The organism is Microbacterium sp. Leaf288 (genome assembly GCF_001422925.1).
Classification (GTDB): Bacteria; Actinomycetota; Actinomycetes; order Actinomycetales; family Microbacteriaceae; genus Microbacterium.
Genome location: NZ_LMNI01000010.1, coordinates 798,513 through 821,656, shown reverse-complemented (window position 1 = coordinate 821,656; position 23,144 = coordinate 798,513). Strand labels below are relative to the sequence as shown.

Below are 23,144 nucleotides of genomic sequence, written 5' to 3'. Positions count from 1 at the left end.
GACCCCGGGCGTCAGCTCTTCGGCCACTCGATCAGCAGGAGGCCCTGCTTCGTGTCGGCGACCTTCACCTGGCCGGACGCGAACAGGTACGTCATGCCGTAGCCCTCGGCATCCGTCGCGATCGCGGTGTCCGCGCTCTCGGTGATGTACACGCCCGCGGAATCCTCCTCGCGCAGCCACCCCTGGGACTCGAGTTCCTCCTGCAGGTCGACGGCGTCGGCATCGGAGACGGGCGCCCAGCCGAACATCTGCCCGTGGTCGCCGGCGGGACCCTCGAAGTCCGCCCACATGCACTGCAGACCGTCCTCGATCTCGGTGCTGCCGATGTACAGCGGCGACGCCTGCGAGCTCCAGCCGAGGCTCTCGAAGTCGGCCACCACCGACTCTCCGATGATCGTGGTGCAGGTCGGGTCCTCGGTCGAGGCGGGCGCCGGCTCGGGCGTCGCCGAAGGCTCGGGTGCGGCCGCGGTCGGCGTCTTCGCGTTGCCGGTCTCTTCGGGCGCGGCCTCGGGCGTTCCGGCGCAGGCCGAGAGGAGGACGGCGGAGAGCGCGAGGGCGGCAGCGGTGCCGAGGATGCGGGGGAAGGGCATCAGAGAGTCTCCGTGGGGGATGGGAGGCGGTCGGGTGTCAGTCGGAGCGGGATCAGGCGGTGTGGAGCAGGTCGAGATAGGCCGAGTGGAGCACGCGGTTGGTCGCGAGCGAGGAGAGATCCGAGAGAGAGTCGTTGCCCTCGAACGACGTGAACTTGCCGCCGGCCTCGGTCACGATCGGCACCAGCGCGGCGATGTCGTACTCCTTGACGCCGAACTCGGCGACGAATTCGAGACGACCTTCGGCCAGCAGCATGTACGGCCACGCGTCGCCGTACCCGCGATCGCGCCACACCGACGAGGTCAGGCGCTCCAGGGCGTCGAGCTTGCCGGCGTCGCGCCACTGCCCGATGCTCTGGAAACTCACGCTCGAGTCGGCGATCGTGTCGACCGCCGACACGGCGAGACGCTTCGTCTCGCCCGTCGGCGTGTTCGTCCACGCTCCGAGGCCGCTCGCGGCCCACCAGCGGCGTCCGATCGCCGGCTGGCTCGCGACCCCCACGCGCGGCACACCGTCGATGGCGAGGGCGATGAGGGTCGTCCACATCGGGATGCCCTTGAGGTAGTTCGCGGTGCCGTCGATCGGGTCGATGATCCACTGCCGCGCCGAATCGCCGGTGACGCCGTACTCCTCGCCGAACACCCCGTCGCCCGGACGCTCTGTCTCCAGCAGGTCGCGGAGCGCCCGCTCGGTGGCGAGATCCGCCTCGGTGACATGGCTCGCGTCGGCCTTCAGTCGCACGTCGAGATCGACCGCATCGAAGCGGGACATGGATGCCGCGTCCGCCGCATCCGCCAGCCGCAGGGCGAGATCGAGATCTGCCCGGAGGTCTCCCTCGAACGGCGTGTCGAACGTCGAAACGGGGGAGGGGGAGGTCACGGAATCCAGGATAGCCGGGGCGCTCCCGCCTCGATTTCACGAGACGCGATCGTGATGCTAATGTTGATCCTCGTTCGCCTCGTAAGTGAACAACGCACCTCTAGCTCAATCGGCAGAGCAACTGACTCTTAATCAGTGGGTTCTGGGTTCAAGTCCCAGGGGGTGCACCGACCAGAAAGGCCCCGGAACATCCGGGGCCTTTCTGCTGTCCGGCGCGATGTCCGCTCCGAGCCTCGGCGGCCGACTCAGGCCGCGTCGCCCACCAGCACGGCCGCGGCCTCATCGGCGGCATCCGCTTCGTTCTCGTCGATGCGGGCGAGCGCGCGCCGGCCGAAGAGGATCGTGCCGGTGGCGATCAGGACGGATGCCGCGGCGAAGAGGTACGGCACGGTCGGGCCGTACAGGTGCCACAGGAGCGCGGCGAGCGGTGGAGCGGCGGCGCCACCGAGGAAGCGGACCGCCGAATACGACGAGGACGCGACGGAACGGGGGAGATCCGTCGCTTCCATCACGGACTCCGTGAGCACCGTGTTCATGACGCCCAGGAGCAGTCCGCCGACGATGATGCAGACCACCAGGGCCGTGGTGTCTTCGACGAGGATTCCGGCGATGACCAGGTCGACCGCGAGCAGGGGCAGCGTCAGGAGCATGACGGTGGTGCGGGCCATGAAGCGCAGCAGCAGCGGCGCGACCCACACGCTGGTGATCGCGAGGGCGACGCCCCAGCCGAAGAACGTGAAGCCGATGCCCATGGCGCCGAAGCCGAGCGGGAAGGGCGAGAAGGCGAGCAGCACGAAGAAGCCGATGTTGTAGAACAGAGCGGCGACGGCGAGCAGAGCCAGCGACGGGATGCGCAGCGCAGTGAAGGGCGCCGACAGGGGCACCGGCACCGGCTTCTCGCTCGGCCCGCGCAGGAGCACGAGGACGGCGACGAAGGCGATGGCCATGAGCACCACCACGCCGAAGAACGGTCCGCGCCAACTGATCTCGCCGAGCAGGCCGCCGAGGAGCGGACCGATCGCGATGCCGAGACCCAGTGCCGCCTCGTAGAGCACGATGGCCGCGCCGCTGCCGCCCGACGCCGCGCCCACGATGGTGGCGAGGGCGGTCGAGATGAAGAGCGCGTTGCCGAGGCCCCATCCGGCCCGGAAGCCGATGATCGCATCGACGCTGCCGCTCAGCGAGCACAGGAGTGCGAACACGACGATCAGCGCGAGGCCGATGAGCAGAGTCGCCTTCGCACCGATGCGGCTCGAGATCCAGCTCGTGACGAGCATCGCGAGCCCGGTCACCAGCAGGTAGCTCGTGAACAGGAGTTCGGTCTGCACGGGGCTCGCCTGCAGTGACTCCGCGATCGCGGGGAGGATCGGGTCCACGAGGCCGATCCCCATGAACGCCACGACGCAGGCGAAGGCGACTGCCCACACCTGCGCGGGCTGGCGCCACACCGAGCCCGTGGTGCTGCCGTGGGCGCTCATCGGGTGACCTCGGCCGTGTCGGCGGCGGCCGTGCGCGTGCGGTCGAGCTTGCGCATGAGGACGGATGCCGTGGTCCGCAGTGCGTCCCACTCCTCGGGCTGGAGGTCGTCGAAGTGAGGGGCGAGCGCGGCGGTGAGCTGCAGCAGCCAGGTCTGGAGTGCTTCGAGGCCGAGCGGGGTGACCTCCACGACCGTCGCGCGCGAGTCCGCGGCATCCGTCATCTTCGCCACGAGCCCGTGGTCGGCCATCTGGCCGACCAGACGCGTCATGCCGGGCTGGGTCACGCGGCTCAGGCGGGCGAGCTCGCCGATGCGGAGCGCGCCGTGGTCGCGGAGGATCGTGAGCGTGCGCCACTGCGCGGCGGGTGTTTCGTTGGCGGTCTCGAGCGCCGCGACGCGGGTCAGTGCGTGGGCGGCGACGATGAGGGTCTCGATGTCCTGATCGTGGGTCACCAAGAAAGCATACCGCTGTTATATACCGCAGGTATGCGAATTCGCCGAAGCGCGGGAGTTCGTCCCGATTCGGTAACGACGGGAGAGGAGCGGGCTCGCCGACTTGACCTGCACGGCTTCCGTTTCCTACATTGCAAGAACCTGAATCGGATCTCATGTTTGAGGATGAAGCACCGATTCACGCACCAGAACCTTCCAATGGGGAAAGGCACGCACATGCGGGTTACGAAGAAGTTGCTCCTGGGCTCCGTGGTCGTCACGGCAGCGCTCGCCCTGGCGGCGTGCGCGCCGTCCGGCGATCCCGACAACGGGTCCACCGAGCCGGGCGGGGTGTCCGAGGTCACCGTCGGCATCGTCACGAGCGAGTCCGGGCCGCTCGCCGGCTACGGCAAGCAGTACCTCGACGCCTTCAAGGCAGGGCTCGACTACGCCACCGACGGCACCGGCGAGATCGACGGGACGACGATCAACGTCGAGTACCGCGACGACGCCGGCGACCCCGACAAGGCCGTCACCGCCGTCAAGGAGCTCATCGGCTCCGGCGTCAACATCATCGCGGGCACCGCATCGTCGGGCGTCGCGCTGGCCGTCGCCGAGCAGGCGGAGCAGAACAAGGTGCTCTACATCTCGGGCCCGGCGGCCGCGGACGCGATCACGGGCATCAACGACTACACGTTCCGCTCGGGCCGGCAGAGCGCGCAGGACGTCGCGACCGCGGGCACGTTCCTCGACGACATCGAGGGCAGGACCGTGACGGTGTTCGCGCAGGACAACGCGTTCGGCCAGGGCAATGTCGCGGCGGTGCAGGCGATCCTCGGCGGCCAGGGCGCCACGGTGAACTCCGTGCTCGTGGCCGAGGACGCGACCGAGTTCACGCCGTTCGCGCAGCAGGTGCTCGCGGGCGCTCCCGACCTCGTGTTCGTGGCCTGGGCCGGCGCGACCTCGGGCGCGATGTGGCAGGCCATGAGCCAGCAGGGGGTCATGGACGAGATTCCCGTCGTGACCGGCCTCGGCGACTCGGCGACGTTCGGCGCGTACGGCGAGGCATCCGAGAAGATCAGCTTCCTGAACCACTACTTCGCCGAGGCCCCCGACAACGACGTCAACACCGCGATGGTCGCGGCGATCGAGGAGGCCGGCGGCACGCCCGACCTGTTCAGCCCCGACGGCTTCAACGCGGCGATCATGATCGTCCACGCCATCGAGTCGGGCCAGGGCGACGTCGACGCGATGGTCGCGGCGCTCGAAGGCTTCGAGTTCGAGGGGCCGAAGGGCAGCATGACGGTGCGCGCGAGCGACCATGCCCTCATCCAGGAGATGTACCAGGTCAAGCTCGTCGCGAAGGACGGCACATTCGTGCCCGAGCTCGTCGACACGGTCTCGGCCGACGACGTCGCCCCCGCCGAAGCCGAGTGATCCGGGGCTTCGCGAAACGATGAGCACCACAGTCCCGTCCGCGCCCGCCGCGGAGACCGCGCGCCGCGGCTCTCCGCTGAAGATCGAGGGCCTCGGCCTGCAGATCGGCGGCGCGACGATCCTCAAAGACGTCGAGCTCGACGTCGCCGCCGGCTCCCTCGTGGGCGTCATCGGTCCCAACGGCGCCGGCAAGACCACGCTCTTCAACGTGATCTCGGGGCTCATGAAGCCCACTGCCGGCCGTGTCGTGCTGGACGACCGAGACATCACGACGGCGTCGGTGCCGGCGCGGGCGCGGGCGGGGCTGGGTCGCACTTTCCAGACGTCGAGCCTCTTCCCCAAGCTGTCGGTGCTCGAGAACGTGCGTCTGGCGGCCCAGGTGTCGCTGGGCGGCTCCGGCTCTCTCCTGCACTTCCCGAAGCGGACGGATGCCGCCACCGAGCTCGCGCTGACGAAGCTCGAGGTCGTGGGACTCAGCCACAAGCGCGACGCGCTCGCGGGCGACATCTCGCACGGCGACAAGCGCAAGCTCGAGATCGCGGTGCTGCTGGCGACGGAGGCGAGCATCGTGCTGCTCGATGAGCCCATGGCGGGCGTGGCCTCGGGCGACGTCTCCGGGCTCGTCGAGAACATCCGCGACATGCAGCGCGAGAAGGGCTGCACGCTGCTGATGGTGGAGCACCACATCGACGTGCTGATGGGCCTCGTCGAGAAGGTCGCCGTCATGTACTTCGGCACGATCATCGCGTACGACACGCCGCAGCGGATCATGGAGAACCCTCTCGTGCAGAGTGCCTACCTGGGCACCGGATCGGCGGGGGAGGCGGCGGCATGAGCGGGGCTTCTACTGGAACCGGGGCGTTCTCCGGCACGCCCATCCTGACCGTCCGAAACCTCCGCTGCACGATCGCGGGCCAGCAGGTCGTCGAGGACGTGTCGTTCGACGTGCCGGCCACCGGCATCACCGCGGTGCTCGGCCGCAATGGCGTCGGCAAGACATCGACCCTGCGCGGCATCCTGGGCCTGATCTCCCGCCGTGGCGAGGTGACGCTCGCGGGCGACCGCATCGACGGCCTCCCCACCCATCGCATCGTGCGGCGCGGCGTCGGGTATGTGCCGGAGGACCGCGAGGTGTTCTCGAAGCTCACCGTCGCCGAGAACCTGGCTCTGGCCGAACGTCAGCGCAACCCGCGGCGCGAGTTCGTCGCGGAGCTGTTCCCCGACCTCGTCGCGCGCCGCGACCAGCAGGCCGGCACGCTCTCGGGCGGTCAGCAGCAGATGGTGTCGGTCGCACGGGCGCTGCTCAACGACAACCGGCTGCTCCTCGTCGACGAGCCGACGAAGGGCCTGGCGCCGAAGATCGTGACCGAGGTCGCCGACGCGCTCCAGGAGGCGTCGAAGATCGTGCCGATCCTCCTCGTCGAGCAGAACCTCGAGGTCGTGCGCCGGCTCGCCGATGACGCCATCGTGATCGCCGGCGGTCGCGTCGCGCACGTCGGCAAGGCGCGCGACATCCTCGACGACGAAGACCTCACCCGCCGCCTGCTGGGCGTCCACGTGGAGCACGCCGCATGAGCACGTTGATCCTCACCCTCATCACCGGCGTCGGTCTCGGCGCCCTCTACTTCCTCGTCGCCAGTGGCCTGAGCCTCATCTACGGCCTCATGCACGTGCTCAACTTCGCGCACGGCGCTTTCCTCACACTGAGCGCATTCATGGGCTGGATGGTCGCGCAGGCGCTCGGCACCGACTCATGGGGATCCTTCTTGCTGTCGGTCCTCGTCGGCGCGGGCGTGGGCGCCGTGTTCGCGACGCTCACCGAGCTCGTGCTCATCCGACCGCTGTACGAGCGGCACATCGAGCAGGTGCTCGTCACGGTCGGTCTCTCGTTCGCTGCGGTGGCGTTGTTCGAGGGGATCTGGGGCACCGACCCGATCCACATCGGCGGACCCCCGTGGCTCAAGCAGACGACCGACGTGCTCGGCGCCCGCATCCCCAACACGTACTGGGTCCTGATGATCGCGGCCGTGCTCGTGCTCGCGGCCCTCGTGCTGTTCCTGCAGAAGACGCGGTACGGCATGATCATCCGCGCCGGCGTCGAGAACCGTTCGATGGTGACGGCCCTGGGCATCGACGTCCGTCGCTCGTTCACCCTCGTCTTCGCCATCGGCGGCGCGGCCGCGGGAATCGGCGGCGTGCTGGCGATGCACTACTCGACCTTCGTGTCGGCGCACCTCGGGCAGACACTCCTCATCTTCGCGTTCATCGTCACCGTCGTCGGCGGTCTCGGCTCGCTCACCGGTGCGGCGGTGGCGTCCGTCCTCGTCGCGGTGCTCCAGCAGTTCGCGAACTTCTACCTCGGCGGCACCGGGGACTTCATCGTCGTGATCCTGCTGGCACTCGTGCTGCTGGTGCGTCCGACCGGACTCCTGGGGAGGAAGGCATGAACCTTCGACAGGCTCAGGGACGCGGGGCGGCCGAGGAGCGCAGCATCCGTCGCTTCCTCCCCGCGCTCGTGGGCGTCGTCCTCGTCGCGTTCATGGCGATGCTCCCGCTGCTCAACCTTTCGCTCCCGGGCATCCTGCCCACGCCGACGTACCTGCCCGGCACCCTTGCGCTGCTGTCCCTCTGCATGGTGTTCGCCGCGCTCGCGCTGTCGTACAACCTGCTGCTCGGATCGGGTGGGATGCTGTCGTTCGGCCACGCCCTCTACTTCGGCGCCGGCGCGTACGGTCTGGGCATCGCGCTCGAGCACTTCGGCGTGCCGTTGTGGCCCGGCGTCTTCATCGCGCTGATCGGCGGCATGGTGATCGCGCTGGTGACGGGCGCGGTGTCGATGCGGGTCTCGGGCATCCCCTTCGCGATGGTGACGCTGGCGTTCGCGCAGGCGGGTTCGGTGCTGGTGCGCCGCAACTCGCAGGTCACCGGCGGCGAGGAAGGACTCAGCCTCAACACGGCGCAGGTGCCCGACTTCCTCATCGGGGTCGTGAACACCCGCAACCTGTACTGGTTCACGCTCGTCGTGCTCGTCCTGGTGTACCTCGTGGTGCTGTGGGTCGACACCTCGCGTCTGGGCCATCTCGCCCGCGCGACGCGCGAGAACGAGCAGCGCGTGCGTGTGCTGGGTCTGTCGCCTTACCGCGTCCGGCTCATCGTGTTCGTCATCGCGGCGGGTCTCGCGAGTCTCGCCGGAGTCGCGTACATGCTCCTGCAGTCGGGCACCGTTCCGCGGTCGGTCTCCGCCGACCTCACGATCACGGTTCTGGTGATGGTGGTGCTGGGTGGCGTCGGATTCCGCTGGGGTGCCATCGTGGGCGGTGTGCTCTACACGCTGCTCGATCAGCGGCTCACCGTGCTCGCGGGTTCCGAGGCGATCGCCGGGCTTCCCGACGTGCTGCGGATTCCACTGTCGGAGCCGCTCTTCCTCCTCGGCGTGCTGTTCATCATCGTGGTGATGTTCCTCCCGGGCGGCATCGCGGGCACTATCGACGCCGCGGTCCGCCGTCGGCGCGGGGAGAAGGTCCGCGGGTCGCTCCGGCAGCTCGACGACGCCGATGACTCCGTGGAGACGCCGGCTGAGGTGCGCGCATGAGCTGGACCGCCGATCCCGACATCGACGACGGGCCGCACACGGTCGGCCGGTGGATCGTGGACCGCGCGACCCGCTCGCCCGAGCGCATCGCGATCGACGACCGCGGAGTGACGACGGACTACGCCACCCTCGCCGCCCGTTCCTCGGAACTTGCCGACCGGCTGCGCCGGGCGGGCTACGGGCCGGGTAACCGCATCGCGACCGTGTCCGGCAACTCCACCGACCACGTCGTCGCGTTCTTCGCGTGCGCGATCGCGGGCATCGCCTTCGTGCCGCTGTCGTGGCGGCTCACGCCGCGCGAGCTGGCCGACGTGCTCACACGCTCCTCACCGGCCTTGGCGCTGATCGAGGACGAGCACGCCGCACTCGCGGGCGAAGCGCTGCGGATCGCGGCGGTGGCAGCGCCGGTCGCAGGTCTGGGCACGACAGGGGTCGAAGCATCTGTGCCCCGCGCGACGAACCCGAGGACTCGCCGGCCGGTGCGCGACGACGACCCGCTGCTGGTGATCTTCACGTCGGGGAGCGAAGCCGCGCCGAAGGGCGTCGTGCTCACGCACGCGAACTGCTTCTGGAACAACCTGGCCCTCGCGCAGGCGCTGCCGCTCGCGCAGGACGATGTCGTGCTCGCGATGCTGCCGCAGTTCCACGTCGCGGCGTGGAACTGCCAGCCGCTGCTCGCGTGGTGGGTCGGCGCGACGGTCGTGCTCGAGCGGTCGTTCCAGCCGGCGCGCGTGCTGCAGCTCATCGCCGACCGCAAGGTCACCGCGATGATGGGCGTGCCGACGCAGTACGCGCTGCTCGCGGGCGACCGCGAGTGGCGGACGAAGGTCCCCACGGCCCCTCCMCCCGCCGCTGGCGCGTCGGGCGGAGCCTCCGGCCGCGTGGGCCCAGCCTCGTCGCTGCGCCTCGCTCTCGTCGGGGGCGCGACGATGCCGGTGGAGCTGCAGGAGGAGTGGACAGCGCGGGGGATCCCGCTCACGCAGGGGTACGGGCTCACCGAAGCGGCACCCAACGTGCTGCACCTGCCGGCTGCCGAGTCGATCGAGGCGCCGGGCGCCGTCGGCCGGCCGTACCCGCACGTGTCGGTGCGGATCGTCGACCCCGCCTCGGGGCTCGTGCTGGAGGGCGAGGCCACCGGCGAACTGTCGGTGCGCGGCCCCAGCGTCTTCGCCGGCTATCTCGACGACGACGATGCGACGGCCCGTGCGATGAGTGGCGAGTGGCTGCGCACCGGCGATCTGGCGTCGCGCGACGCGTCCGGCGTGTACCGGATCGTCGATCGCCTGAAGGACATCTTCATCTCGGGCGGCGAGAACGTTGCTCCCGCGGAGGTCGAGTACGCGCTGTGTCTGCACCCGCTCATCGAGGAGGCGGCCGTCGTCGGCGTGCCCGATGCGGTGTGGGGCGAGCGGGGAGTCGCGTTCGTCGTGCCCGTGGCGGGGGCCGCGCTGTCGGTCGACGAGGTGCTGGCCCACGCGCGACGCAACCTCGCCGCCTTCAAGATCCCGGTCCACGTGGAGTTCGTCGACACGCTGCCGCGGTCGACCATCGAGAAGCTCGCACGATCCCGTCTCCGCGAAGAGGCCAGGTTGCTGGTCGAACGGCGGCGGGAGCAGGAAGATCGTGCTGGGGAGCGCGCGCACGGAGTGGTGCACGAGCGTACGAAGGGGGAATCCCGATGAGCATGTCCGACGAACTCGTCGACCGGGAAGAGGAGCTGGTCTCCTCCGCCACCGGACGCCCCCTCACCAAGCGGGGCGAGGCGACCCGACGTCGCCTGCTCGAGGCGGCGGAGCTCGTGTTCGCCGAACAGGGGTACCACGAGGCATCCATCGTCAAGATCACCGAGCGCGCGGGCATCGGCCTCGGCACGTTCTACCTGTACTTCGACAGCAAGCAGTCGATCTTCGAGGCGCTCGTGCTCGACCTCAACCGCCGCGTGCGCCACTCCATGTCGGAGGCGATGGTCGGGGCATCCGGCCGTCTGGAGGCGGAGCGCGCGGGGTTCGCCGGGTTCTTCCGGTTCACCGCGGAGCACCCCGCGCTGTACCGGGTCGTCCGCGAGGCGGAGTTCGTCTCGCCCGAGGTGCTGCGCACGCACTACACGCGCATCGTCGAGGGTTATGAGGCCGGCCTGCGCGCCGCACAGGCGATGGGCGACGTCGACCGCGCCCTCGACCCCGAGACGACGGCGTGGGCCCTCATGGGCATGGGTGAGCTCATCGGCATGCGGTTCCTGCTGTGGGAGCGCGACGCCGAGGGCAAGCCGCCCGCGCAGCTCGACCCCGTGGTTTTCGCCGGCATGACCCGTTTCATCGACAACGCCCTCGCGCCGCGAGCGGACGACGCAGGAAAGGAAGCCTGATGGCGGAGAAGGATCTCGCGGGCAAGCGCGCACTCGTCACCGGCGGGGCGAGCGGCATCGGCCTCGCCTGCGCGCACGAGTTCGCGGCGCGCGGCGCGCACGTCATCATCGCGGACCTGAACGCGGATGCCGCGACGGATGCCGCCGCAGCCGTCAGCGGTGAGTCCTGGGCCGTCGACCTCGCCGACACCGCCGCGCTCGACGATCTGACCCTCGACGTCGACATCCTTGTGAACAACGCCGGCATCCAGCGGGTCGCCCCGATCACGGAGTTCGATCCGGACGCCTTCCGGCTCATCGTCCGGCTCATGCTGGAGTCGCCGTTCCTGCTCATCCGCGCGGCGCTCCCGGCGATGTATGAGCGCGGATGGGGCCGAGTGATCAACATCTCGAGCGCGCACGGTTTACGGGCGAGCGCGTTCAAGTCGGCCTACGTCTCCGCGAAGCACGGGCTCGAGGGCCTGTCGAAGGTGACGGCGCTCGAGGGCGCCCCGCACGGCGTGACCAGCAACTGCATCAACCCCGCCTACGTGCGCACACCCCTCGTGGAGAAGCAGATCGCGGACCAGGCCGCCGTGCACGGGATCGCGGAGAGCGAAGTCGTCGAGAAGATCATGCTCACCGAGAGCGCGGTGAAGCGGCTCGTCGAAGCCGACGAGGTCGCGTCGCTGGCCGGATGGCTCGTGTCGGACAAGGCCGGCATGGTCACGGGCGCCTCGTACACGATGGACGGCGGATGGACGGCGCGGTGAACCACGAGTATCGGACGATCGATGTGCCCGTCGACGGCGGCGCGCTGCGCGCGGGAGTCTGGGAGCCGGTGGATGCCGGGCCCGAGGCGCCGACGGTGCTGCTGGTGCACGGGGTCACGGCCTCGCACCTGGCGTGGCCGTTCGTCGTGGAGCGCCTCCCGGGAGTGCGCATCGTCGCGCCCGATCTGCGCGGGCGCGGGCGCAGCAACGGCATCGACGGCGCCGCGGGGATGGCCGCACACGCGGCGGACCTCAGGGCGCTGCTCGATGCGCTCGGCATCGACCGCACCGTGGTCGTCGGGCACTCGATGGGCGGGTTCGTGTCCGTCGTGTTCGCGCACCGGTACCCCGAGCGCGTCTCGCGGCTGCTGCTCGTCGACGGCGGGCTGCCGCTCGACGTCCCGGCGGGACTCAGCACCGACGAGCTCGTCGCCGGCATCCTCGGCCCGACCGCGGCGCGGCTGTCGATGAGGTTCGCGGACACGGGGGAGTACCTGGACTTCTGGCGGCAGCATCCGGCCTTCGCCGGCGCCTGGACGCCCGAGCTCGAACGCTATCTCGCGTACGACCTCGTCGACGACGGGACGGGCGCGTTCCGCCCCGCGACGAGCTACGCGACGACCGCCGACGACACCCTCGACATGAACACGGGCGACGCCCTGCCGGCGGCGCTGGCCGGGCTCCAGCATCCGACCCGCCTCATTACCGTGCCCCGCGGCCTGCAGAACGAGCCGCCCGGGCTGTACGCCCCGCACCACCTCGGGCGATTGCTCTCGGAGTACCCGACGGTCGAGCACGAGCGGGTGGACGGCTTCAACCACTACACGATCGTGATGTCGCCTTCGGGGGCGGATGTGGTCGCCGCCGCAGTGCGCGAGGAGCTCGCGGCGCGAGTGTGAGCGATTCGGACGAGGTCCGGCGGCTTGCGAGGATCGCAAGCCGCCGGGCGCTCTGATGTTGCTGCCTACTTCGTCTTGAACTGCGCCTTCAGGGTCGATCCGTCGGCCGTCTTGAGGACGACGGTGTAGCACTTGCCGGCCGTCTTCGGCGTCTGCCAGTTCTGGATCCACTGATGTGTCGTCGCGTCGTACCGGAGCGTCGTGTTGCCGGTCGTCGTGAGCAAGTCGTCACTCGTGGGATCGGCCGGGTCGCAGCTCGCACCCTTGACCACGAAGTCCGCGCCCAGCTTCGCGAGCTCGGTGACCTCGGTCGTGCCGGCCAGCACCATGAACTTCAGTGGCACCGTCGAGCCGCCTTTCACGATGTTGAGGACGGCGGTGCCCATGTCGACAGGCTTGTAGAAGCCGTTGAGCTTCCACGCCTCGATCGTGAAACTCGCTGAGCCTCCACCGGCGAGGTGGTTGGCATCGCCGGCGTACGTCGCGGATGCCGTCGCCGTGCCTGCCAGGGTGTTGTCACTGTAAGTGACGGGGCTCACGGGCTGGTCGAGGCCACCGGCGCCCGTCACCGAGGCCGAGCACGGTTCGATCGGCGACCCGGTGAACGGAATCGGTGTCGTCGGGCAGCTCACCACGACCTCCGACGGTGCCTTTCTGATCTCGAATCCGCCGTTGGCCGAGCTGCCGACGTGGTTGGGGTCGCCCGCCCACGCGGCGGTCGCGGTGGCGTTCCCCGCATCCGTGTTGTCGGTGTGGACCACGTCGATGGTGAAGTCGACGAGCCCGACGGCCGAGACGACCGCCGTGCACGGCTCGTGCGCGTCGCCGGTGAAGACGACGGAGACCGGGCAGCTCAGCGTGATCGACGACGACGCCTTGTCGACGGTGAACGTCATCGAGTCGCTGCTCGGCTCGTGGTTGGCGTCGCCCGCATACGTGTATGACGCCGAGGCGGTTCCCGCGTTCGTGTTGTTCACGTACGACGGCGTCGCCGTCTCGTTGAGACCGTAGGCGGCGGTGATTCGCGCGGTGCATGGCGTCAGCGCGCCAGCTGTGTAGGTGTTCGGTCCGGTGCAGGTGACCTCGGTTGAGGTCGGCGCCTTCGCGATCCTGAACGTCGTCGACGCCGCACTCGCCTTGTGGTTGGTGTCACCGCCATACGCTGCTTTCGCCGTCGCGGTCCCGGCACCGGTGTTTGCGGTGTACTCGACGTCCACATCCTCCGACAGCACGCCCGCCCCGGTGACCGTCGCGGTGCAGGTCTCCTGCGGCTTGGCGTTGTAGACGGTGTCGGAGCAGACGAGGGCGATCGACGAGGCTGCCTGGTCGATTGCGACCCCGACCGAGCCCGACTGCGAGGCGTAGTTCGGCAGCGCGAACGACCAGTCAGCGATACCGCCGGGCACGTCGGTGAACGAGGCCCCGCGGACGAGTCCGTGGCTGACGTCGGCGCCGCCGAGTCCGGTGCACGAGCCCTTGGCGCCGTGCGGGTTCCCGTCGTAGTCGCCGGTGAAACCGCTGATGTCGCACGTCGCCTGTGCCGGGTCGATCTCGAAGGTCTTCGTGTCGGCGGAGCCGGTGTGGTTGGCATCGCCCGCGAAAGCCGCGGAGGCGGTCGCGGTGCCCGAATTCGTGTTGTCTGTGTAGCGCGGAGTCACCGACGTGCTGAGGCCTGGGCCGCTGACGGCCGCGGTGCACGGCGTGAGCGCGGAGCCGGTGAAGGCGACGGATGCCGGACAGGCCAGCGTTGTCGTCGACGATGCCTTCGTGATCGTGAAATCAGTGCTGCCGCTGCTCGGCTTGTGAGCGGCGGTGCCGGCGAACTGGGCCGAGGCGGTCACGGTGCCGACATTCGTGTTGGCGGTGTAGGTGACGGGAACGGACTCGGAGAAATTGTTCGCGCCCGTGACGGTGGCCTCACACGGGGTGACGGCCGAGCCGGAATACGGGACCGAGGTCGGGCAGGCGACGGTCGTCGTGGTCGGTGTCTGACAGTCGCTCACCGTCCAGCGGGCGGTGACGGTGACCGAACGGGTCATGCTCGCCGGATCCTGCGGCTTCTCCTGCAGTGCGGCGCCTGCCCCCGAGAACTCGATCGAACGGCTGAAGCTGCCGGCGGTGGTCCCGGCGGTGAGACGCACGGTCGCGGCCACGCCGTCCGTCGACAGAGTGTTGTTCGGGTAGGTGGTCGTCCAGTTCGACGGCAGTTTGATGTCTTCCGCGCCGTCGATAGGCCCACTCACGGACAGCGGTGCAGACGTTGTCGCCGTGACGTCGACGAGGGCACCGCCCTGGAAGACCTGACCCTGGCCGACCCGCTGCACGTAGATCGCGACCTGCTCGGTCGCCGTCGCGCCGCACGCCACGGTGCCGAAGTCGATCTCGGCCTGCGTGCCGGTCACGAGCGCATCGCCGTCGACGACGAGATTGTCGGCATAAGCCGCGCCCGCTATCGAAACCAGGAGTGCTGACACCGCCAGAGCGATTGCGGACAGCACAGACGTCCGTTGTTTCATTGGTCCCTCCCCAGGGGTACTGCTCCCCGACGAGGCCTCTTTGCCGCACGGGTGCGAACAACATAACCGACGTGTGACGAATCTGATGAGCAACTGCGGGCAACTTAGCCGAGGCCTGAGGTGACGCTGCGGCCGGCCGCCGAACGCGATCAGCGCGACGCGGCGATGCGGGTCGTGAGCTGGTGCGCGTGGGCGAGCAGTGTGCGACCGAGCTCGGGGAGGCGGTCGGGGCCGAAGCGGAACTCCACGCCGGTGAGGCTCAGCGCCCACTGCGGGTGGCCCTCACGAGTGAAGACCGCCGCTCCGATGCCGTAGGAGCCCTCGACGATGAGCCCGGGGTTGACGGCGTAGCCGCGCTCCTGGGTGTCACGCAGGCGCGTGCGCAGCCGCTGCTCGTTATGGGCGGCGCCCCATTCGCGGGAGAGTTCGGGGTGGCGCTCGAAGTAAGCGTCCACATCGTGAGGTGGCAGGAACGACAGGATCGCGAGCCCTGCGGAGGCGACGCCGAGCGGGAACCGCACGCCCTCCGACAGCACGAATGAGCGGATCGGGAAGCTGCCCTCCTCGCGCAGCAGGCACACGGTCTCGTCGCCCCGGCGGACTGACAGGAACGCGCTCTCTTCGGTGCGGACGGCCAGTGAGCGCACGATGTCGCGCGCGACAGCGGTGATGTCGTAGCGGGATGCTGCGACCGTGCCCATCAGGTACAGCTCGGGTCCGGGCATCCAGCGGCCGGTGCGCTCGTCCTGATCGACCAGGCCCTCGTGGCGCAGTGCGGTGAGGAGTCGATGCGTCGTCGGGCGGGTGAGTTCGGCGCGGCGGGCGAGCTCGGCCACCGGCATCCCCTCTTCTCCACCCGTGGTGACCAGTCGCAGGAGCTGGGCGGCGCGGGCGATCGACTGGGCGCCGGGAACGGTGCGCTTGGCTGTGGTGTCCACAATATGGACGCTACGACGCGGGGTGGCCACATGGCAAGCGGGGAGGTGGCGGTGCGCGCCGTCAAGCCGGACGATGGAAGCCGGGCGACCGGAATGCGAAGGAGCACAATGATCGACAAGACCTGGAGGTCGGCGGCCGAGGCCGTCGCCGACATCCCCGACGGGGCGTCTCTCGCGGTGGGAGGGTTCGGGCTGTCCGGCAACCCCATCGCCCTCATCGAGGCGCTGCTCGCACAGGGCACGAGCGACCTCAGCATCGTGAGCAACAACTGCGGCGTCGACGACTGGGGGCTCGGCATCCTCCTGAACGCCAAGCGCATCCGGAAGATGACCTCCTCGTACGTCGGCGAGAACAAGGAGTTCGAGCGGCAGTTCCTCTCGGGCGAGCTCGAGCTCGAGCTGACGCCGCAGGGCACGCTCGCCGAGAAGCTCCGCGCCGGCGGATCGGGCATCGCCGCGTTCTACACCCAGACCGGTGTCGGCACGCAGGTCGCCGAGGGCGGGCTGCCCCGCCGCTACGCCGAGGACGGCAGCATCGCGGTCGCGTCGCCCGTCAAGGACGTGCGCAGCTTCGGCGTTTCGGGCACGCCGCGCGACTACGTGCTCGAAGAAGCGATCGTCACCGACTTCGCTCTCGTGCACGCGCTGAAGGGCGACCGCCACGGCAATCTCGTCTTCAACAAGTCCGCACGCAACTTCAACCCGCTCGCCGCGATGGCCGGGCGCGTGTGCATCGCCCAGGTCGAGGAGCTCGTGGAACCGGGCGAGCTCGAGGCCGACAGCATCCATCTCCCCGGCATCTATGTGCACCGCATCGTGGAGGTCGGATCCGACATCGAGAAGCGCATCGAACGGCGCACGGTCTCGGTCGCACAGGCCGCCGCGCGCGAGATGCCGGAAGGAGCCTGACATGCCGCTCACCCGCAACGAGATGGCCGCCCGCGCGGCCGAGGAGCTCGCCGACGGCGCCTACGTCAATCTGGGCATCGGCCTGCCGACCCTGGTGCCGAACTTCGTGCCCGAGGGCGTGACCGTCGTGCTGCAGTCCGAGAACGGCATCCTCGGTGTCGGGCCGTACCCGACCGAGGAGAACGTCGACCCCGATCTCATCAATGCCGGCAAGGAGACGGTGACGACGCTGCCCGGAGCCGCCTTCTTCGACTCGGCGACGAGCTTCGGAATGATCCGCGGTGGCAAGATCGACGCCGCGATCCTCGGCGCGATGCAGGTGTCGGCGACAGGCGACCTGGCCAACTGGATGATCCCCGGAAAGATGGTGAAGGGGCCAGGCGGCGCGATGGACCTGGTGCACGGCGCTGCGAAGGTGATCGTGCTGATGGAGCACGTCGCCAAGGACGGCTCGGCGAAGATCGTGAACGAGTGCTCGCTGCCCCTCACCGGACGCGGGGTGGTCGACCGCATCATCACGGACCTGGCCGTCATCGACGTGACGGATGCCGGACTCGTGCTGGTCGAGACGGCCCCCGGCGTCACTGTGGCAGAGGTCATCGCGGCCACCGAACCGGAGCTGACGGTCGCCGTCGGAGAGAGAATCGAAGCATGAACCACGACGACGTCGTCATCGTCGCCGCTGCGCGCACTCCGCAGGGGCGGCTGAAGGGCCAGCTGGCTCCGCTCACGGCGGTGCAGCTGGGCAGCGCCGCGATCAAGGGCGCACTCGAGAAGGGCGGCATCCCCGCGGACGCCGTGGACGCGGTCCTCGTCGGTCAGGTGCTCGCGGCCGGAAGCGGCCAGAACCCCGCGCGTCAGGCGGCGGTGGGCGCGGGCATCGGGTGGGACGTCCATTCCGGCTCGGTCAACAAGGTGTGCCTCTCCGGCCTCACGGCCATCATCGACGGCGCACGCATGCTCGCGGTGGGCGACGCGACGGTCGTGGTCGCCGCCGGCATGGAGTCGATGACCCGCGCCCCGCACCTGCTCATGGGCTCGCGTGACGGCTGGGCCTACGGCTCGATCGAGGTGCTCGACCACATGGCGTTCGACGGGCTCACCGATGCCTACGACCGCGAGAGCATGGGCGCATCGACCGAGCGACACAACGAACGGCTCGAGGTGACGAGAGAGGCCCAGGATGCTGTGGCCGCACGGTCGCATCAGCGTGCGGCCGCCGCGCAGGCCGAGGGGCTCTTCGACGCCGAGATCGTGCCGGTCGAGATCCCGCAGCGCAAGGGCGAGCCGGTCGTCGTGACGAAGGACGAAGGGGTGCGCCCCGAGACCACGGTCGAGACGCTCGCGGGCCTGCGCCCGGCGTTCGCGTCCAGCGGATCGATCACCGCGGGCAACTCGTCGCAGATCTCGGACGGCGCGTCCGCGGTCGTGCTGACAACGCGCTCGCACGCCGACGAGAACGGCTGGAACGTGCTCGCAGTCGTCGGGGCGTCGGGCCAGGTGGCCGGCCCCGACAACTCACTCCACTCGCAGCCCGCGCGCGCGATCGAGAAGGCTCTGGCCAAGCAGGGCCTCGCCGCGAGCGACCTCGACATCGTCGAGATCAACGAGGCGTTCGGCGCCGTGGTGGTGCGTTCGCAGGCCGAGCTCGGCCTCTCGGACGACGTCGTCAACCCGCACGGCGGCGGTATCGCGATCGGACACCCGATCGGGGCATCCGGCAACCGCCTCGTCGTCCACGCCGTCCACGAACTCGTGCGGCGCGGCGGCGGCACGGCGGCGGTGGCGCTGTGCGGCGGCGGCGGTCAGGGCGACGCGCTGATCCTCACGCGCTGAGCACTTTCGACCCCAAGACGGAAGCGCCACGGGACCCGGACGGGTCTCGTGGCGCTTGCCTGTGCGGGTCAGGGCTGGATGCGGCGCTTGAGGAGCTTCTTCTCGCGGCCGTGGACGGGGGAGTCGTTCGCGATGAGCTCGCCACGCGATGCGCGGCGCACGTCGACGATCGCTCCGATCGCGAGGGCCAGGGAGATGCCCCAGCTGAGCCACCCGAGCGCCATGCGCCACGTGAACGGCTCGTTCTCGCGGAGTCCCCTCATCAACGTCAGCCCGCCGGTGATCGCGGTGAGCAGGCCGGTGCCGAAAAGGTACTTGCGCATGGGGCCACGTTAGCGCGGGGCATGCGGATGCCGCGCGCCTTGACATGGCGCCGCCCGATGAGTCAAGGGGACTCGGACGCGACCCGGCGCGCGGTAGCCTGGGCGTGCCGAGTCCACGAAACCGTCAGGAGACCGCGTGACAGAGCCCGCCGCCCACACCGCCGAACTCGTCGTCGTCGCCAACCGGCTGCCGGTGGACCGTGTCGTGGACGGGGATGGCGAGCCGGGCTGGCGGCGCTCGCCCGGCGGCCTCGTGACGGCGCTCGAGCCGATGATGCGCCGCACCGACGGTGCGTGGGTCGGCTGGCCGGGGCAGCCCGACATCGAGCTCGATCCTTTCGAGTTCGAGGGCACCTACCTGGTGCCCGTGAAGCTCAGCGCCGAAGACGTCGAGCTCTACTACGAGGGCATGTCGAACGACACCTTCTGGCCGCTCTACCACGACGTCATCGCCGAGCCCCGGTACCGCCGGGTGTGGTGGGACTCGTACGTCAAGGTGAACCGGCGGTTCGCGGAATCGGCCGCCCAGGTCGCGGCGCAGGGCGCGACCGTGTGGGTGCAGGATTATCAGCTTCAGCTCGTCCCACAGATGCTTCGCGAGGCGCGTCCCGACCTGACGATCGGCTACTTCCACCACATTCCCTTCCCGGCATACGGTCTCTATTCGCAGCTGCCGTGGCGACGGCAAGTGCTCGAAGGGCTGCTGGGGGCAGACGTCATCGGATTCCAGCGTGTTGCCGACGCCGGAAACTTCGCCCGCGCGGTGCGCCGGCAGTTCCGCTACGAGACGAAGGCGTCCGGGATCACCGTGCCCAACCCCGACGGCACCACCCGCCGCGCGCTGGCGAAGGCGTTCCCGATCTCGATCGATGCCTCCTCGTACGTGGAGCTCGCTCAGCGCGATGACGTGAAGGCGCGCGCGAAGGAGATCCGCGAGAGCCTGGGGAATCCGAAGAAGATCCTGCTCGGCGTCGACCGGTTGGACTACACCAAAGGCATTCGTCACCGCATGAAGGCATTCGGCGAGCTGCTGGAGGACGGCCGCATCACGGTCGAGGATGTGACGCTTGTGCAGGTCGCGAGCCCGAGCCGCGAGCGGGTCGCGGCCTACATGCAGTTGCGCGACGAGATCGAGCTCACCGTGGGTCGCATCAACGGCGACCACGACACGATGGGGCACACGGCGATCCGGTACCTCCACCAGGCGTATCCGCGGGAGGAGATGGTGGCCCTGTTCATGGCTGCCGACGTCATGCTGGTCACCGCCCTCCGCGACGGAATGAACCTCGTCGCGAAGGAGTACGTCGCTGCACGCATCGACAACCGGGGCGTGCTCGTGCTGAGCGAGTTCGCCGGCGCCGCGGACGAGCTGCCGAGCGCGGTGCGGATCAATCCCCACGACATCGATGGGATGAAGGACGCCATCATGCGGGCCATCGAGATGCCCCCTGCCGAGCAGGGTCGTCGCATGCGGGCGCTGCGGAGGAAGGTGCTCGAGAACGACGTCGCACGATGGTCGCAGTCGTTCCTCGACGCGCTCGACGGGGCGCGCGAGCGCAACAGGTTCCCCGCGCTCAACAAGGCTGCGGGGTCCCGCGCATGACCGTCGACTCGCGCGCCGCGGCCGCGGCGATCGACAAGCTCGCGGCATCCGATCGCCTTCTCGCAGCCCTCGACTTCGACGGCACGCTGTCGCCGCTCGAGGACGAGCCGATGGACGCACGGATGCTGCCCGCCGCGCGCGAAGCCGTCGACGCGCTGGTCGCGGCGCCGGACACGATCGTCGCTTTCGTCTCGGGGCGCAGCCTCGTCGACCTTCGCGTGATCGCCGAGCACGACGACTCGTCTCAGGTGCTGCTGGCGGGATCGCACGGCGCCGAGTTCTGGCTCCCGGGCGAGGGCATTGTGAGCCACGGCGAAGAAGAGGCCGACGTCGCCCTGCGCGACGCGCTCCGCGGGCATGCCGAGGAGGCCACAGCGCACCTGGATGGTGTCTGGATCGAGCCGAAGACCTTCGGGTTCGGTGTGCACACGCGCCGGGCGACCGTCGAGGCCGCGGCCGAGGCGAACCGCGTGGTCGATGAGATCGTCGCGGCCGAGGCCCCGCACTGGCGCCGGCGCACGGGACACAACATCGTCGAGTTCGCCTTCCGGCATGAGGGCAAGGACTCCGCCATCGCCGAGCTGCGCGAGCGCGTGGGCGCTACGGCGGTGCTGTTCGCAGGCGACGACGTCACCGACGAGGACGCGCTGGCGAGCCTCGGAGACGGCGACCTCGGCGTGCGCGTGGGGGAGGGTGAGACCGCCGCAGCGGTGCGCGCGACCGACATCGCGGGTCTCGCCGCCCTGCTGAAGCGCCTGGCAGCTGAGCGCTCGCAGCGTCGCTCTTAGGGATCGCCCCGGGCTCCGTCACTCGGGGCGAGCGGGTCGTGTCACGGGAATACACTGAGTCAATGGCCCAGCCCGATTCGCTCGCTGACAACTCCATCGACATCAAGCCCCGCAGTCGCGTCGTCACCGACGGCATCGAAGCCACGACGTCCCGCGGCATGCTCCGTGCCGTCGGCATGGGCGACGCGGACTGGGAGAAGCCGCAGATCGGCATCGCCTCGAGCTGGAACGAGATCACCCCCTGCAACCTGAGCCTCGACCGGCTCGCGCAGGGCGCCAAAGAGGGCGTGCACGCCGGCGGCGGGTACCCGCTGCAGTTCGGCACCATCTCCGTCTCGGACGGCATCTCGATGGGCCACGAGGGCATGCACTTCTCGCTCGTCTCCCGCGAGGTGATCGCCGACTCCGTCGAGACCGTCATCATGGCCGAGCGCCTGGACGGATCGGTGCTGCTCGCCGGCTGCGACAAGTCGATCCCCGGCATGCTCATGGCATCGGCGCGCCTGGACCTCTCGAGCGTCTTCCTGTACGCGGGCTCGATCGCGCCCGGCTGGGTCAAGCTCTCCGACGGCACCGAGAAGGACGTCACCATCATCGACTCGTTCGAGGCCGTGGGCGCGTGCCTCGCGGGCAAGATGAGCGAGGCCGACCTCAAGCGCATCGAGTGCGCGATCGCCCCGGGCGAGGGCGCCTGCGGCGGCATGTACACCGCCAACACGATGGCCTCCGTCGCCGAGGCGCTCGGACTCAGCCTTCCCGGCTCGGCCGCGCCGCCGTCGGCCGACCGCCGCCGCGACTACTTCGCGCACCGCTCGGGCGAGGCCGTGGTCAACCTGCTGCGTCAGGGCATCACGACGCGCGACATCCTCACCAAGGAGGCGTTCGAGAACGCGATCGCGCTCGCGATGGCGCTGGGCGGCTCGACCAACGTCGTGCTGCACCTGCTCGCGATCGCCCGCGAGGCCGATGTCGACCTGAGCCTGCACGACTTCAACCGCATCGGCGACAAGGTGCCGCACGTGGCCGACATGAAGCCGTTCGGCAAGTACGTCATGAACGACGTCGACCGGCACGGCGGCATCCCGGTGATCATGAAGGCGATGCTCGACGAGGGTCTGCTCCACGGCGACGCGCTCACCGTCACCGGCAAGACGCTGGCCGAGAACCTCGCCGACCTGAATCCCGACCCTGTCGACGGCACCGTCATCCACTCGTTCGACGACCCGATCCACGCCAAGGGCGGCATCACGATCCTGCACGGCTCGATCGCCCCCGAGGGTGCGGTCGTGAAGTCGGCCGGCTTCGACGCCGACGTGTTCGAGGGCCCTGCCCGCGTGTTCGAGCGCGAGCGTGCCGCGATGGACGCGCTCGAGGCGGGCGAGATCGCCGCCGGCGACGTCGTCGTGATCCGCTACGAAGGCCCCAAGGGCGGCCCGGGCATGCGCGAGATGCTCGCGATCACCGCTGCCATCAAGGGCGCTGGGCTCGGAAAAGATGTACTACTCTTGACGGACGGCAGATTCTCAGGCGGCACAACCGGCCTGTGCATCGGCCACATAGCACCCGAAGCGGTGGACGCAGGTCCCATCGCCTTCGTGCGCGATGGTGATCTGATACGGGTCGATATCGCGGCTCGCACTCTCGACCTACTCGTCGACGAGGCTGAGCTTGACTCCCGCCGGTCTGGCTGGGAGCCGCTTCCCCCGCGCTATACCCGTGGCGTCCTTGCCAAGTACTCCCGACTCGTGCGCTCCGCTGCGGAGGGCGCGACCACCGGTTGAGCCTGGCTTCCGACATCCGCCTCCGA

22 protein-coding genes and 1 tRNA gene are annotated in these 23,144 nt (G+C 69.5%); 16 read left to right on the top strand and 7 right to left on the bottom strand.

Features of this window, described 5'->3' with window-relative positions:
* Positions 1 to 11: 11 nt before the first annotated feature.
* Both ASF40_RS07905 and ASF40_RS07900 read right to left on the bottom strand, forming a co-directional pair.
* On the bottom strand, positions 12 to 590 hold the full coding sequence (locus ASF40_RS07905; RefSeq protein WP_056367705.1) for a hypothetical protein: 579 nt from the start codon (positions 588 to 590) through the stop codon (positions 12 to 14).
* Positions 591 to 642: 52 nt separating this feature from the next.
* Entirely contained in the window at positions 643 to 1,470 is an 828-nt protein-coding gene (locus ASF40_RS07900; protein WP_056367703.1) for an inositol monophosphatase family protein, read from the bottom strand.
* Positions 1,471 to 1,564: 94 nt separating this feature from the next.
* Between ASF40_RS07900 and ASF40_RS07895 the strand changes: the two genes are divergently transcribed.
* Positions 1,565 to 1,637 (top strand) — tRNA-Lys (locus ASF40_RS07895).
* Between the two features lie 78 nt (positions 1,638 to 1,715).
* Here the strand turns inward: ASF40_RS07895 and ASF40_RS07890 are convergent.
* A complete protein-coding gene (locus ASF40_RS07890; RefSeq protein WP_056367701.1) occupies positions 1,716 to 2,948 on the bottom strand; it encodes an MFS transporter in 1,233 nt (410 codons plus the stop codon).
* On the bottom strand, positions 2,945 to 3,400 hold the full coding sequence (locus ASF40_RS07885; protein ID WP_056367699.1) for a MarR family winged helix-turn-helix transcriptional regulator: 456 nt from the start codon (positions 3,398 to 3,400) through the stop codon (positions 2,945 to 2,947). Before ASF40_RS07885 ends, ASF40_RS07890 begins: the two co-directional genes overlap by 4 nt.
* Positions 3,401 to 3,616: 216 nt before the next feature.
* Here ASF40_RS07885 and ASF40_RS07880 point away from each other — a divergent pair, with 216 nt between their 5' ends.
* From ASF40_RS07880 to ASF40_RS07840, 9 genes are read left to right on the top strand one after another with little or no spacing between them, the layout of a single operon-like run.
* Positions 3,617 to 4,816, top strand: a complete 1,200-nt coding sequence (locus tag ASF40_RS07880) for a substrate-binding domain-containing protein (RefSeq protein WP_056368346.1) — start codon at positions 3,617 to 3,619, stop codon at positions 4,814 to 4,816.
* A gap of 19 nt (positions 4,817 to 4,835) precedes the next feature.
* Positions 4,836 to 5,651, top strand: a complete 816-nt coding sequence (locus ASF40_RS07875; RefSeq protein ID WP_056367698.1) for an ABC transporter ATP-binding protein — start codon at positions 4,836 to 4,838, stop codon at positions 5,649 to 5,651.
* A complete protein-coding gene (locus ASF40_RS07870; protein WP_056367696.1) occupies positions 5,648 to 6,391 on the top strand; it encodes an ABC transporter ATP-binding protein in 744 nt (247 codons plus the stop codon). The genes ASF40_RS07875 and ASF40_RS07870 overlap by 4 nt, the downstream gene beginning before the upstream one ends.
* Entirely contained in the window at positions 6,388 to 7,263 is an 876-nt protein-coding gene (locus tag ASF40_RS07865; RefSeq protein ID WP_056367694.1) for a branched-chain amino acid ABC transporter permease, read from the top strand. Before ASF40_RS07870 ends, ASF40_RS07865 begins: the two co-directional genes overlap by 4 nt.
* Positions 7,260 to 8,408, top strand: coding sequence for a branched-chain amino acid ABC transporter permease (locus ASF40_RS07860; protein WP_082496920.1), 1,149 nt, complete (start codon positions 7,260 to 7,262; stop codon positions 8,406 to 8,408). Before ASF40_RS07865 ends, ASF40_RS07860 begins: the two co-directional genes overlap by 4 nt.
* Positions 8,405 to 10,090 (top strand): class I adenylate-forming enzyme family protein, encoded by a 1,686-nt coding sequence (locus tag ASF40_RS07855; RefSeq protein WP_056367692.1) that lies wholly within the window; start codon positions 8,405 to 8,407, stop codon positions 10,088 to 10,090. Before ASF40_RS07860 ends, ASF40_RS07855 begins: the two co-directional genes overlap by 4 nt.
* Positions 10,087 to 10,773 carry a TetR/AcrR family transcriptional regulator gene (locus ASF40_RS07850; protein ID WP_056367690.1) on the top strand — a complete coding sequence of 229 codons (687 nt, stop codon included), beginning with the start codon at positions 10,087 to 10,089 and terminating at the stop codon, positions 10,771 to 10,773. The genes ASF40_RS07855 and ASF40_RS07850 overlap by 4 nt, the downstream gene beginning before the upstream one ends.
* Positions 10,773 to 11,525, top strand: coding sequence for a 3-hydroxybutyrate dehydrogenase (locus ASF40_RS07845; RefSeq protein WP_056367688.1), 753 nt, complete (start codon positions 10,773 to 10,775; stop codon positions 11,523 to 11,525). Before ASF40_RS07850 ends, ASF40_RS07845 begins: the two co-directional genes overlap by 1 nt.
* Positions 11,510 to 12,424, top strand: a complete 915-nt coding sequence (locus tag ASF40_RS07840) for an alpha/beta hydrolase (RefSeq protein ID WP_056367685.1) — start codon at positions 11,510 to 11,512, stop codon at positions 12,422 to 12,424. Before ASF40_RS07845 ends, ASF40_RS07840 begins: the two co-directional genes overlap by 16 nt.
* A gap of 65 nt (positions 12,425 to 12,489) precedes the next feature.
* On the opposite strand, the gene ASF40_RS07835 is transcribed toward ASF40_RS07840, so the two are convergent.
* Positions 12,490 to 14,898, bottom strand: coding sequence for a PxKF domain-containing protein (locus ASF40_RS07835; protein WP_056367683.1), 2,409 nt, complete (start codon positions 14,896 to 14,898; stop codon positions 12,490 to 12,492).
* A 191-nt stretch (positions 14,899 to 15,089) separates the two neighbouring features.
* Positions 15,090 to 15,878 carry an IclR family transcriptional regulator gene (locus ASF40_RS07830; protein ID WP_056367681.1) on the bottom strand — a complete coding sequence of 263 codons (789 nt, stop codon included), beginning with the start codon at positions 15,876 to 15,878 and terminating at the stop codon, positions 15,090 to 15,092.
* Between the two features lie 108 nt (positions 15,879 to 15,986).
* Here ASF40_RS07830 and ASF40_RS07825 point away from each other — a divergent pair, with 108 nt between their 5' ends.
* Genes ASF40_RS07825 through ASF40_RS07815 form a run of 3 tightly spaced genes read left to right on the top strand, consistent with a single transcriptional unit; the run spans position 15,987 to position 18,623 of the window.
* A complete protein-coding gene (locus ASF40_RS07825) occupies positions 15,987 to 16,787 on the top strand; it encodes a CoA transferase subunit A (protein WP_056367680.1) in 801 nt (266 codons plus the stop codon).
* 1 nt (position 16,788) lies between these two features.
* Positions 16,789 to 17,442: a CoA transferase subunit B gene (locus tag ASF40_RS07820; RefSeq protein WP_200919450.1), complete on the top strand. Its 654-nt coding sequence runs from the start codon at positions 16,789 to 16,791 to the stop codon at positions 17,440 to 17,442.
* Positions 17,439 to 18,623 carry an acetyl-CoA C-acetyltransferase gene (locus ASF40_RS07815; RefSeq protein WP_056367679.1) on the top strand — a complete coding sequence of 395 codons (1,185 nt, stop codon included), beginning with the start codon at positions 17,439 to 17,441 and terminating at the stop codon, positions 18,621 to 18,623. The genes ASF40_RS07820 and ASF40_RS07815 overlap by 4 nt, the downstream gene beginning before the upstream one ends.
* A 68-nt stretch (positions 18,624 to 18,691) precedes the next feature.
* Here the strand turns inward: ASF40_RS07815 and ASF40_RS07810 are convergent, their stop codons facing one another.
* Positions 18,692 to 18,946: a hypothetical protein gene (locus ASF40_RS07810; RefSeq protein WP_056367677.1), complete on the bottom strand. Its 255-nt coding sequence runs from the start codon at positions 18,944 to 18,946 to the stop codon at positions 18,692 to 18,694.
* A gap of 136 nt (positions 18,947 to 19,082) precedes the next feature.
* On the opposite strand from ASF40_RS07810, the gene ASF40_RS07805 reads away from it, so the two are divergent.
* The 3 genes from ASF40_RS07805 to ilvD all read left to right on the top strand — a co-directional run bounded on the left by ASF40_RS07805 (position 19,083) and on the right by ilvD (position 23,118).
* Positions 19,083 to 20,549 carry an alpha,alpha-trehalose-phosphate synthase (UDP-forming) gene (locus ASF40_RS07805; protein WP_056367675.1) on the top strand — a complete coding sequence of 489 codons (1,467 nt, stop codon included), beginning with the start codon at positions 19,083 to 19,085 and terminating at the stop codon, positions 20,547 to 20,549.
* The gene (gene otsB, locus ASF40_RS07800) at positions 20,546 to 21,337 is read left to right on the top strand and encodes a trehalose-phosphatase (protein ID WP_056367674.1); all 792 of its coding nucleotides are present in this window, start codon (positions 20,546 to 20,548) and stop codon (positions 21,335 to 21,337) included. The genes ASF40_RS07805 and otsB overlap by 4 nt, the downstream gene beginning before the upstream one ends.
* A gap of 62 nt (positions 21,338 to 21,399) precedes the next feature.
* Positions 21,400 to 23,118 (top strand): dihydroxy-acid dehydratase, encoded by a 1,719-nt coding sequence (gene ilvD, locus ASF40_RS07795; protein ID WP_056367672.1) that lies wholly within the window; start codon positions 21,400 to 21,402, stop codon positions 23,116 to 23,118.
* Positions 23,119 to 23,144: the final 26 nt, after the last annotated feature.